Source organism: Phenylobacterium sp. (genome assembly GCF_030654915.1).
Taxonomy (GTDB): Bacteria; Pseudomonadota; Alphaproteobacteria; order Caulobacterales; family Caulobacteraceae; genus Phenylobacterium.
The window spans coordinates 1-11,155 of sequence record NZ_JAURWM010000365.1; the positions used below are offsets into that span (position 1 = coordinate 1).

16 protein-coding genes and 1 tRNA gene are annotated in these 11,155 nt (G+C 64.7%); 5 read left to right on the forward strand and 12 right to left on the reverse strand.

The features are described 5' to 3' along the window. The 3 genes from argC to rplM form a co-directional block, all read right to left on the reverse strand. The coding region (gene argC / locus Q7T84_RS18760; protein WP_304811979.1) for an N-acetyl-gamma-glutamyl-phosphate reductase at positions 1-468 on the reverse strand (468 nt) is incomplete at its 3' end. A gap of 91 nt (positions 469-559) precedes the next feature. Beyond that, on the reverse strand, positions 560-1,030 hold the full coding sequence (gene rpsI, locus Q7T84_RS18765; protein WP_304811983.1) for a 30S ribosomal protein S9: 471 nt from the start codon (positions 1,028-1,030) through the stop codon (positions 560-562). Between the two features lie 5 nt (positions 1,031-1,035). After that, positions 1,036-1,509 (reverse strand): 50S ribosomal protein L13, encoded by a 474-nt coding sequence (gene rplM, locus Q7T84_RS18770; protein WP_304811985.1) that lies wholly within the window; start codon positions 1,507-1,509, stop codon positions 1,036-1,038. Between the two features lie 215 nt (positions 1,510-1,724). Here rplM and Q7T84_RS18775 point away from each other — a divergent pair, with 215 nt between their 5' ends. Both Q7T84_RS18775 and Q7T84_RS18780 read left to right on the forward strand, forming a co-directional pair. Then, a complete protein-coding gene (locus Q7T84_RS18775; protein ID WP_304811988.1) occupies positions 1,725-3,161 on the forward strand; it encodes an alkaline phosphatase PhoX in 1,437 nt (478 codons plus the stop codon). Further along, on the forward strand, positions 3,158-3,796 hold the full coding sequence (locus Q7T84_RS18780) for a chloramphenicol phosphotransferase CPT family protein (RefSeq protein ID WP_304811991.1): 639 nt from the start codon (positions 3,158-3,160) through the stop codon (positions 3,794-3,796). Before Q7T84_RS18775 ends, Q7T84_RS18780 begins: the two co-directional genes overlap by 4 nt. Before the next feature lie 10 nt (positions 3,797-3,806). On the opposite strand, the gene Q7T84_RS18785 is transcribed toward Q7T84_RS18780, so the two are convergent. Further along, positions 3,807-4,838, reverse strand: coding sequence for a COX15/CtaA family protein (locus Q7T84_RS18785; protein WP_304811993.1), 1,032 nt, complete (start codon positions 4,836-4,838; stop codon positions 3,807-3,809). A gap of 137 nt (positions 4,839-4,975) precedes the next feature. Between Q7T84_RS18785 and Q7T84_RS18790 the strand changes: the two genes are divergently transcribed. Both Q7T84_RS18790 and Q7T84_RS18795 read left to right on the forward strand, forming a co-directional pair. Further along, the gene (locus Q7T84_RS18790) at positions 4,976-5,224 is read left to right on the forward strand and encodes a GlsB/YeaQ/YmgE family stress response membrane protein (protein WP_304811995.1); all 249 of its coding nucleotides are present in this window, start codon (positions 4,976-4,978) and stop codon (positions 5,222-5,224) included. Between the two features lie 43 nt (positions 5,225-5,267). Next, positions 5,268-5,468, forward strand: coding sequence for a DUF2842 domain-containing protein (locus Q7T84_RS18795; RefSeq protein WP_304811998.1), 201 nt, complete (start codon positions 5,268-5,270; stop codon positions 5,466-5,468). A 65-nt stretch (positions 5,469-5,533) separates the two neighbouring features. On the opposite strand, the gene Q7T84_RS18800 is transcribed toward Q7T84_RS18795, so the two are convergent. The 7 genes from Q7T84_RS18800 to Q7T84_RS18830 form a co-directional block, all read right to left on the reverse strand. Further along, positions 5,534-5,610 (reverse strand) — tRNA-Pro (locus tag Q7T84_RS18800). A gap of 554 nt (positions 5,611-6,164) precedes the next feature. After that, positions 6,165-6,578: a MerR family transcriptional regulator gene (locus Q7T84_RS18805; protein ID WP_304812000.1), complete on the reverse strand. Its 414-nt coding sequence runs from the start codon at positions 6,576-6,578 to the stop codon at positions 6,165-6,167. Between the two features lie 13 nt (positions 6,579-6,591). Next, positions 6,592-6,894, reverse strand: coding sequence for an integration host factor subunit alpha (locus Q7T84_RS18810; protein ID WP_304812003.1), 303 nt, complete (start codon positions 6,892-6,894; stop codon positions 6,592-6,594). Positions 6,895-7,058: 164 nt separating this feature from the next. Next, positions 7,059-8,039, reverse strand: a complete 981-nt coding sequence (locus tag Q7T84_RS18815; RefSeq protein ID WP_304812005.1) for a beta-ketoacyl-ACP synthase III — start codon at positions 8,037-8,039, stop codon at positions 7,059-7,061. Continuing rightward, positions 8,040-9,092: a phosphate acyltransferase PlsX gene (gene plsX, locus Q7T84_RS18820; RefSeq protein WP_304812008.1), complete on the reverse strand. Its 1,053-nt coding sequence runs from the start codon at positions 9,090-9,092 to the stop codon at positions 8,040-8,042. Between the two features lie 82 nt (positions 9,093-9,174). Continuing rightward, a complete protein-coding gene (locus Q7T84_RS18825) occupies positions 9,175-9,696 on the reverse strand; it encodes a DUF177 domain-containing protein (protein WP_304812011.1) in 522 nt (173 codons plus the stop codon). After that, positions 9,693-10,223 (reverse strand): ubiquinol-cytochrome C chaperone family protein, encoded by a 531-nt coding sequence (locus tag Q7T84_RS18830; RefSeq protein WP_304812013.1) that lies wholly within the window; start codon positions 10,221-10,223, stop codon positions 9,693-9,695. Before Q7T84_RS18830 ends, Q7T84_RS18825 begins: the two co-directional genes overlap by 4 nt. A 104-nt stretch (positions 10,224-10,327) precedes the next feature. Between Q7T84_RS18830 and Q7T84_RS18835 the strand changes: the two genes are divergently transcribed. Continuing rightward, positions 10,328-10,816, forward strand: a complete 489-nt coding sequence (locus tag Q7T84_RS18835) for an outer membrane protein assembly factor BamE (RefSeq protein WP_304812016.1) — start codon at positions 10,328-10,330, stop codon at positions 10,814-10,816. 86 nt (positions 10,817-10,902) lie between these two features. Here the strand turns inward: Q7T84_RS18835 and Q7T84_RS18840 are convergent. Further along, the coding region (locus Q7T84_RS18840) for a sodium/proton-translocating pyrophosphatase (protein WP_304812019.1) at positions 10,903-11,155 on the reverse strand (253 nt) is incomplete at its 5' end.

Below are 11,155 nucleotides of genomic sequence, written 5' to 3' on the forward strand. Positions count from 1 at the left end.
GATCAGGCCCTTGCCGCCGCCCGTGTATCCGGACACCGCATTGACCGTCAGCGGCCAGTCGCTCGGAATGAGTTCAGCGGCCACCAGCGGGCGCACCAGGCCGATGAAGCCGGTGGGATAGCAGCCCGGATTGCTGACCCGGGTGGACGAGGCGATGGCTGCGCGCTGATCCTGGTCCATCTCGGCGAAGCCATAGGTCCAGCCCGAGGCGGTCCGGTAGGCGGTCGAGGCGTCGATCACCCGCACGCGGTTGGATTGGATGAGGCCAACCGCTTCCTTGGAGGCATCGTCGGGCAGGCAGAGAATCACCGCATCGGCGCTGTTCAACAGCTCGGCCCGCGCATCGGCGTCCTTGCGCTTGGCCGGGTCGATCGAGAGAATCTCGAGATCCTTGCGGCCTTCCAGGCGCTCGCGGATCTGCAAACCCGTAGTGCCGGCTTCGCCATCAATGAACACGGTGTGGGACATGGTGCGGGTCCTGAAAACTGTCGACCGGATATGAGAAAGGGCGCTTCGGTTGCCCGAAGCGCCCCTCCAAACGCGAGTTCGCGTAAGCGGGTTAGCGCTTCGAGAACTGGAAGCTGCGTCGGGCTTTCGCCTTGCCGTACTTCTTACGTTCAACGACGCGGCTGTCGCGGGTCAGGAAGCCGTGCGGCTTCAGGACCGGACGCAGGGCCGGTTCGTAGTAGGTGAGCGCCTTGGACAGGCCGTGGCGGATCGCGCCGGCTTGGCCCGACAGGCCCGAGCCTTCGACCGTGACGATGACGTCGAATTGGCCGAGGCGGTCAGTGACCTGCAGCGGCTGAGCGATCATCATACGCAGCACGGGACGCGCGAAATACACTTCCTGATCGCGACCGTTGATCGTGATCGTGCCCTTGCCGGGCTTGATCCAGACGCGAGCGATGGCGTTCTTACGCTTGCCGGTCGCATAGGCGCGGCCCAGGGCGTCGATCTTCGGCTCGGCCGGAGCGACGTCGGGGTTGGACGAGAGGCTTTGCAGGGCCTCGAAACCTTGAGTCTCGGACATCTGGCTTACTTGCTCCGCACGTTCTTGGAGTTCAGGTCGGCGAACGCGATGACTTCGGGGTTCTGCGCCTGGTGCGGATGCTCACCCACATTGTAGATACGCAGGTGGGTCATTTGCTTGCGAGCCAAGGGGCTTTCCTTGGGCAGCATGCGCTCAACGGCCTTTTCCAGGATGCGTTCCGGATACTTGCCGCCGAGGATCTTGTCCGCGGTGCGTTCCTTGATACCGCCCGGGTGACCGGTATGCCAGTAATAGATCTTGTCGGTCAGCTTCTTGCCGGTGAACTTCACCTTGTCGGCGTTGATCACGACGACAAAGTCGCCGCAATCGACGTGCGGGGTGTAGTCAGGCCGGTGCTTGCCGCGAAGACGCATGGCGATGAACGAAGCGAGACGGCCGACAACGGCGTTCTCTGCGTCGATCACGATCCACTTCTTCTCGACGTCGGCGGGCTTCAAAGAAGCCGTCGTCTTCATCATGGGAACGGGTCCGTAAGTTAGCGGGACGAAACGGTCCCGACGAAGGGGCGGCTAGTAAGTGTCCACAGCCCCCCTGTCAACACTCAAACGCAACGCACATGCCGCAAATCGTTATGCGATAAGGCTTTCCGGTCTTCGGTATTATGATACCGCGCAAATCCACGACTAGGCTTCTATGGTCGTCCCCAGCGTCCCAAAGCCAAGCTGGATGAGTCATGATCGGTTCCCGTCGTCAGTTCCTTCGCACCGCCGCGGCGACCGCCGCCTTCTCGGGCCTCTCGCGGTTCGCCAACGCCCAGATCACCACGGGAGCGGACGGCTATTCCAACCCCGGCTACGCCAGCGAAGTGGCCGGCTACGGCCCGCTGAGACGCGACCCGGCTGAGATATTCGACTTGCCGGAAGGCTTCTCCTACCAGGTGATCTCCAAGGCCGGCGATAGGATGGACGACGGCCTCATCGCGCCGGGGAAGATGGACGGCATGGGCTGCTTCCCGGTTGGTCGGAACCGCGTCGCCCTGGTCCGCAACCATGAGATCAGCCCCCCGCCCCGCGATCTCCAGATCACCGCCTTTGGCGCCGACCGGCTGCTGGCCCCTAAGATCGCAGCCGACCGCCTCTACGACACCGACTTGGCGGGCCTTCCACTGGGGGGCGGAACCTCGACCCTGGTCTATGACCTAAAGACCCGCGAGTTGAAGGCCCAGCACCTCAGCCTGGCTGGAACCGCCGTGAACTGCGCGGGCGGCCTCACCCCATGGAACTCGTGGCTGACCTGCGAGGAGACCACGGCCAAGGCCGGCCAAGCCACCGGCAAGGACCACGGCTGGGTGTTCGAAGTCCCATCGCGCCTGCGTGGTCTGGCCGACCCTGCGCCGATCACCGCCATGGGGCGCTTCAAACACGAGGCCTGCGCCGTCGATCCGCGCACCGGCGTGATCTACATGACCGAGGACGAGATCGACGGTAAGGGCCTGTTCTACCGCTACCTCCCGAACAATCGCCGACGCCTACACGAGGGCGGCCGCCTTCAGGCCCTGGCCGTCATCGATGGCGGCGATCCGCGCAATTGGGAAACGGTCTCCTGGAAGCAGGGCGACTGGAAAAGCGTGCGCTGGGTCGACCTCGACGGCGTCGACAACCCGAACAACGACCTGCGCCAGCGAGGTAAGGCGGCGGGAGCCTCCTGGTTCGCCCGTGGCGAGGGCGTCTTCTTTGGCAAGGACGAGGTCTATTTCACCTGCACCAGCGGCGGCCCGAAGTACCACGGCCAAGTGATGCGCTACGTGCCGAGCGAGCATGAGGGCCAAGTGGGCGAAGCCGACCAGCCCGGCCGCCTGCAGCTCTTCGTCGAGCCTTCCGACATTCGCTACATGGAGATGGCCGACAACATCGCCATCGCCCCCTGGGGTCACATCGTAGCGTGCGAGGACAAGATCGGCGGCACGAACTATCTGCGCGGAATCACGCCTCAGGGACAGACCTACACCCTGGGCCGCAACGCCCAGATGCTGGAGGGCGCCAAGACCCGCGGCACGTCCGAACTGGCCGGCGCCTGTTTCTCTCCGGACGGCTCGACCCTGTTCGTGAATATTTACAGCCCCGGCTGCACCCTGGCGATCACCGGCCCCTGGACGTCGTTCAAGGCATGACCGCCGTGGGCCAGATCGTGATCCTGAACGGGGCCCCCCGGTCAGGGAAGTCGAGCATTGTAGCGGCGATCCAGGATACCTTTGAAGGTCCCTGGATGAACCTCGGCGTCGACGTCCATGCGCGGCACGTCACGCCGCCTCGCTATCAGCCGGGAATCGGTCTGCGCCCCAAGGGCGATCGCCCCGAAGTCGCCACCCTGGCGCCAAGGCTCTATGCGGCCCTCTACGAGTCTATCGCCGCGCACAGCCGACAGGGCCTGAACGTCGTGGTCGATGTCGGCCACTACGGGGACGATCCATCCTCGCGCGATATTCTTCGCGACTGCGCCCGGCGGCTGCTGGGACTGCCCGTGCTGATGGTCGGCGTCCAATGCCCGATCGCCGTGATCATGCAGCGACGCAATGCAGGCCAGGACGGCCGCGAGGGCCAGTATGTCACCGGCGCGCCGGACGACCCGATCCCTACCCCCGTGCGCCTCTGGCAGGACGCGGTGCACCAGCCGGGCATTTACGACATCGAGATCGATACCTCGGTCCTCACCCCAATCCAGTGCGCCGACGTCATCCGGCGACAATTAGGAACGGCCCGCGTGGGGCCGGCCGCCAGCGAGCGCCTCGCCGCCAGCGACTCTTGAACGACGGCCGCTAGGGCCGCCGCGCCCGCCAGGCTAGCGCCACCGCCAACGAAAGCACTAAGGCCGCGACGAGCTGGTGGGCGATGCCCAGCCAGATCGGCACGCCGAAGACCAGGGTGATCACACCCAGGATCGCCTGCAGGATGATCGAAGCCCCGACCGCGAGCGCTAGCACCTTGGTGTCGAACGGCAGGTAGCGCGAACGGGTCGCGGCCCAGATCATGGCGATCGCCACCACGGTCAGCAGATAGCCGCCCAATCGGTGATGCAGTTGCACAGCGCCCTGGCTGTGGGCGATCGTCGCCCAGATGCTCGCCCCGGCGTAGTCCGTCGGAATCAGCGATCCGTTCATCAGCGGCCAGTCGTTGTAGACCAGCCCCGCATCGGTGCCGGCCACCAGTGCGCCCAGCAGGATCTGCAGGAAGATCAGGCCCAGCAGCGCCAATGCGCCGCGCGACCAGGGACTGGGCAGGGTCTGCCGCGCCGCGCCGTTCCAGGCGTCCAGCGCGGTCCAGACCATCGCCCCAAGCAGCGCGAAGGCCAGGCCCAGATGGACCATCAGCCGCTCAGGCGCCACGGAGACGCGCTCAGAGAGGCCGCTGGCCACCATCCACCATCCGACCGCGCCTTGGAGCCCACCCAAGGCGAACAGGCCCACGCAGCGGCCGATCAGCCGCCGGGGGATCTCTCGACGGACCAGGAAATAGGCGAACGGCAGCGCGAACGCCGCCCCAACCAGCCGCCCCAGCAACCGGTGACTCCATTCCCACCAATAGATCGCCTTGAACTGATCCAGGCTCATGCCTTGGTTCAGTTGCGCGTACTGCGGGATTTCCTTGTAGAGCGCGAACTCGTCGTTCCAGTCCTGCGCCGACATCGGCGGCAAGGCCCCGGTGACGGGCTTCCACTCGGTGATTGAGAGGCCGGAATCAGTGAGCCGCGTCGCGCCCCCGACCACGACCATCGCCAGCACCAAGGCGGCGACAATGAATAACCAAACCGCGACCGGACGAGACCGATCTGAACGAAGGAACGAGGTCATGACTCTGAATGGGCACTCTTCAGGGCGTTCTTACGGCGATCCGCTATCGGAGATCGGCCGCAAGGTCCATGCCGCGGTGACGGAACCGGTTAAGCTTGATTGCATTTGCTTAGAGGGATCAACCAGAGGGCTGCCTAATGCAAGGCGTAGGAATTATTGGCTGGATCATCATCGGCATCGCCGCCGGCTTCGTCGCTGAAAAAGTGATGAAGCGCGACCAGGGCCTGCTTACCAACCTGATTGTCGGCGTTGTCGGCGCCCTGCTTGGCGGCTTCATCGCCGGCCTGCTCGGCATCAATTTCGGCGGTTGGATCGGCAGCTTCATCATCGCCTCGCTCGGCGCGATCCTGTTGCTCTTCCTGCTCGGAATGATGAAGCGACGTTAGGGTCTAGTGACGGCGCGCGCTTGCGCTCCTATAGGCTGGGGGCATGAGCGCGCGCGTCCGGAAATTCATTGGTGGTATTGGTATCGTCGTCTTCCTCGGGGCCTACGCATGGGCCCTGACGACGATTGGTGAGCGGCTGCCCAATCACTGGGCCGCCCAGTTGGCCTTCTACGGCATTGGGGGTCTGGCCTGGGGCATACCGATCCTGCCGCTCATCTCGTGGATGAACCGCGGCCGCCAGTAGGCCGAGCCCGGCCCCAGCCGGTCGCCCCGGCCTGGTCGTCTTAGTGTTTTGGGGAAGTCCGCCGATGGTCGGAGCGACAGGATTCGAACCTGCGACCCCTTGACCCCCAGTCAAGTGCGCTACCAGGCTGCGCCACGCTCCGACATCGGCAAGGCGGCCCTTCTAACCGCTTGCGCCCGGCGGGCAAGCTGAATTTCAAGGATGGTGCGAGGTGATGGTTCAGCGCGTCCCAGCGGTCGAGGAATCGATCACTGTCCCCCTGCAGCCAGATCAGGCGTTCGCCTTGTTTACGGACGGTTTTGGGGCCTGGTGGCCGGCTGATTGCACCTATGCGGGGCCTCCTGGTCTGAACTCGTTTTCCTGGGGATGAAGTCTGGCGACCTCTGCCACGAGATCGGACCCCACGGTTTTCGGGTCGATTGGGACCGATTGCCGGACATGGAGCCGCCATCGCGACTGCGAATCCTGTGGCAGATCGCCGCCGACCGCACCAAGAATCAGATCCCGCACAATCCGGCGAGGTCGAAGTCCGCTTCACGCCCTCGGCGCTCAGCGAGACTGAGGTCAAGTTAGCGCACAGCGGCTTCGAACGACATGGCGTGGCCGGCGAGGCCTATCGCGCGGAGATGGCGTCAGAGTATGGCGGGCCGCTGATCCTGGCGAGGTTCGCCGATCACGCCGGGCGGGGCTGAGCCATCAGGCCTTGTCGAGCAGGGTGTCCAGACGATGCTTCGCCGTCTCAAGGTCTTCCAGGGCGAAGAGCAGGCGCTCCCGCCCCTCCTCCGTCAGGTCCCCAGCAGCAACCTCAACGCCGAGCCCCTCAGGACGCGGCCCGACGTCGCCATGGCCGGCCGCCACCAGGCGCTTGAGCCCTTGGTCCTTATGCAGCTTCTGCACGCCCTTGATGGTGTAGCCGGCGTCATGCAGCAGCGCGCGGACGCCGCGCAGCACCGCGATGTCCTGCGGACGGTAGAACCTGCGTCCGCCAGCCCGCTTCATCGGTCGGATGAACGAGAACTTCGTCTCCCAGAACCGCAGCACGTGCTGCGGCACGTTCAGCTCATCGGCTGCTTCCGAGATGGTCCGAAAGGCTTCAGGACCTTTGGCCACGAGGCCGCCTTCCTCACTTAGCGAGGGCGCGGTCCACCCGCGCCTTCATGACCTGGGAGGCGCGAAAGCCAATCACCCGGCGCGGCTCGATCGCGGCGGGTTCCCCAGTCTTGGGATTGCGGCCCATGCGCGCGCGCTTGGCCCGCACCTGGAACACGCCGAATCCGGAAAGCTTCACCTGCTCCCCCTTTTCAAGGGCCTGGGCCATAAGCTCCAAGGTCCGCTCGACAAGTTCCGAGCAGTCCTGGCGGGTCAAACCCACTTCCTCGTGAACCGCCTCACACAGATCGGCTCGCGTAACTGTCGCGCCTTTCATGAACGCCCCTACCCCAGAAAAAACACCGTTACTGAAGAGATCGACATGTCGTCATGACCTGATTGTCGCATCAGGTCAAAGACTTCAAGGGATTCGTTATCTAAGCGGCAACCTCGCGCCCCTGAGTGCAAGACGCAAGCGCCACCGACCTCACGTTGCGTGCGCTATAGGCGAATAACGCAAGCCCCCCAGGTCAAACCGCCGCCCATCGCTTCGAGCAGCAGCAGCTGGCCGGGCTTGATGCGTCCATCTTCGACGCCCTTGGCCAGGGCCAGGGGGATCGAAGCCGCCGAGGTGTTGGCGTGTTCGGCCACGGTCGAGATCACCTTGGATCCGTGGATGCCGACCCGCCGCGCGACGCCCTCCAGAATTCTCTGGTTGGCCTGGTGGGGAATGAACCAATCGACATCCGCCACCTCAATGCCGGCGTCGGCCGCCGCGGCGACGATCGCCTCGGAGATATTCACGACCGCGTGGCGGAAGACCTGATTGCCCTGCATGCGCAGATGGCCGATCTGCCCCGTCGTCGAGACGCCGCCGTCGACATAGAGCAGATCCTGCTTGGTCCCGTCGGCGCGCAGGGCGAAGCCGAGCAGGCCGCGATCGGCGGTCGACCCATCGCCCTCGCCGGGCTCAAGCACCACGGCGCCGGCGCCGTCGCCGAACAGCACGCAGGTGCCGCGGTCGGTCCAGTCCATCAGCCGAGTCATGGTCTCGGCCCCGATCACCAGCGCGCACTTCGATCGCCCGCGGGCTACGAAGCCGTCAGCGGTCGACAGCGCATAGACAAAGCCCGAGCAGACCGCCTGCACGTCGAAGGCGATGCCCACCGGGCACCCCAGCTTGCGCTGAACGATGGTCGCGGTGGCGGGGAAGGTCAGGTCGGGGGTCGTGGTGCCGACAATGATCAGATCGACATCCGCCGGAGTCTTTCCGGCAGCGGCCAGCGCGCGAAGCGCGGCCTCGACGGCGAGGTCGGACACGGCCTGGCCTTCCGCCGCGCGATGGCGCTGCCGGATGCCGGTCCGTTCGACGATCCATTCGTCAGTGGTGTCGACCACCTTGGCCAAATCATCATTGGTGACGATCTCGTCAGGCAGATAGCCCCCGACGCCGGTCACAACGCTACGCAGAACTTTCGTCACTCAGGCGGCTCCATCCACGGCTGGTGGCTGATGCTCGGCCACCGCGGCGGTGAGCCGCGTCATATTCCGTTCGATCTCCGCTGCGAAGTCGCTTTGCGCCAATTTTGACGCCATGCGGATCGCGGCGGCGAAATCCCGGGCCGAGGCGCCGCCGTGGCTCTTCACCACCACGCCATTGAGGCCGAGCAAGGGCGCGGCGGCGTCCGGACTCAGTTTCTCTTGGAATTTCATCAGCCCGGACCGAGCCAACAGCGCGCCGAGCTTGGAGATCGGCGAACTCATCAGCGCGCCTTTCAGTTCGCCGCGAATGTACTTGGCCGTACCCTCAGCGGTTTTCAGGGCGACATTGCCGGTGAAGCCGTCGGTGACCACGACATCGACCTTGTTCTGGAACAGTTCGTCGCCCTCGACGAAGCCCCGATAATCCAGGTCGAACTGGCCGCCACGCAGAATGGCATGCGCCTGGCGGACCTCCTCGTGGCCCTTCATGTCCTCAGAGCCGACATTGAGCAGCCCCACCGTCGGCTTGGCCACGCCATGGGCCGCTCTGTGGAAGGCTTCGCCCAGGATCGCGAACTCGACCAGCCGTTCAGCGTCGCAGTCCACATTCGCGCCGACGTCCAGCACTGTCGTGGTTCCCCGGACCCCGGGCCACCCGACGACCAGGCAAGGACGATCGACATCGACGCTCATCCGCAGGATCAGCAGCGAGATCGCCATCAGGGCGCCGGTGTTGCCGGCCGAGACAGCGGCCGATGCGTCGCCGCTCTTCACCGCCTCCAGGGTCGCCCACATCGAGGTGCCCTTACCCCGGCGTAGAGCCTGGGCAGGCTTCTCGTCCATGGCCACGACGCGGTCGGCGTGACGGATCTCGACCCGTTCCTTGAGGGCCGGATGCTTGGCCAGCTCCGTCGAGATCGTCGGCTCGTCGCCGTGCAGCATGAAGCGCAGGTCTGGCGCCTCGGCCGCGGCCAGCACAACTCCTGGCACCACCACGGAAGGTCCGTGGTCGCCGCCCATGGCGTCGATCGAAATGATTGGGGACTTGGTCACAGCGTCGCCTTACCCCTCACGGCGTCGCGCCGGAAGCGTTTGAAGGTACAACTGCGCACAGCCGTTGAAAACCGCGCGTCGTTCAAGCGCCGTCATCCTTCAGGCGCTTGAGAACCGCGAAAGGCGATTCCTCGGTGACGGCCGGCTTGTATTCAAACTCGGCGCCCGGCTTGCGCGGGAACGGATCAAGGTCGAGCGCCAGTTGTTCGACCAGATAGTGGGCTAGGTCGATCTCCTCGCCCTCCAACACGTCCGGCGGATCGGGCGCATCCAGATCAAGACTGATCTCGCTGCCTTCCGATTCGATCAGGGCATGAGGACTGCCCCGTGGCACCACCTGCAGCGCGATTTCGCCGTCGAGGTCCTGTTCGAACGGGTCCAAGCTCACGCCGCAAATCTGCACGACCCGCGCCGAGTAGCGGCCCAGGATCTCCGCGCCGTCCAGCCAGGGCCGAACCGTCAGCTTGCAGGTCAGGGCCGGCAGCGCCTCCAGGTTCAATTCCTTGGCTAACTGCGCGCGGGTCTCGACGTCGGGCTCAAGCTTTAAGCTGATCGAACCCCGCGCCAGGTCGACGAGCCGAATCACATGTTTCCAGTCGCTCACGCCGCGCTCCAGACCACTTGGCCGTCCATCAGGGCGTCCAGCTTCTGTTCGGCCAGCGCGGTGCGCTGGCGAATGACATAGTCGCCAAGCTTGGCCGCGTTTTCAGCCCCGCCCTGCTCGTACACGGTGCGACTCAACAGCGCCTGCAAGTGATCGGTCTGCGGCAGGGCGGCGAACGCCGACTCATAGGATTTGACCCGGCCGTAGAAGGCCTCGCCCAGCTTCCGCATCTTCTTGCCGACCGACAGATCGCCGACGCCCATCTCGCGCAGAGCATCGTCCAGCGCGCTAAGATAGGTGTCGAACAGGCTCTGGGAGGTCTCGCTGGCCCGCGAGCCGTGCCCCCTCAGCCGGTCCAGCAGCAGGAAAACGTGCACGGTGTAGAGTTCGAACCGCCCTTCGACGGTGTCAGGCACTCCGTAGCCCTCATAGAGCTCCGGTGTCCGGGCCTGGGCGACCACTCCGACATAGAGTTTTTGCCCCATGGCCTGGGTCACGCGAGGACGGAAGAAACGGTCTAGGAACATATCGGCCTCGATTTCGCCCTCAGGGGCAGATACAGGCGGCATTGAACTAAGGGGCGGCGAGAGATAGGTCAAAGCCTCGAAGAATTGAACAGGTCCGGTTGCACATGTTTCGTCGCGTCGCCTATGTCGCACTCGCCGCCGGTCTCCTGACCTCGGCGGCCGCTTGCGCGCCAATCACGACTTACTCCGGATTTCAGGCCATCGAGGCTAATCCGAAGGACGTCAAGGTCGGCACTGACACCAAGTCGACCGTTCGCGCCAGCCTAGGCTCGCCGTCGGCTACCTCCACCTTCGACCCCAATGTCTGGTTCTATATCGACCAGATCAAGGAGCGCGTCGCATTTCGTCGCCCGGTCATCACCGCGCGCAATGTCGTGGCGGTGACATTCGACAAGGACACCGAGGTCGTGAAGACCGTCGACACCATGTCCCTGAAGGACGGCAAGGTCATCGCCTTCAACGGTCGCGAAACCCCGACCCGCGGTCGCGAGCTGACCGTGCTGGAACAGTTGCTCGGCAACGTCGGCCGCGGCGGCATGCTGCCGAACCAGGACGAAGGCGTCCCGGGCAGCCGTCCGGGCGACCAACGCTAGACCGCCTCTTCCGCAGTTTCCTTCGCCAGAATCAAAAACCCCGGAGATCGCTCTCCGGGGTTTTCTTGTCTTGGGAGCGCGGCGGACTATCCGACCACGCCGTTGGCCAGGACCGCCAGCAGCAGCAGAGCCACGATGTTGGTGATCTTGATCATCGGGTTCACCGCCGGACCGGCGGTGTCCTTGTAGGGGTCCCCGACGGTGTCGCCAGTGACGGCGGCCTTGTGAGCCTCCGAACCCTTCCCGCCGTAGTGACCTTCTTCGATCAACTTCTTGGCGTTGTCCCAGGCGCCGCCGCCCGAAGTCATCGAGATAGCCACGAACAGGCCGGTGACGATC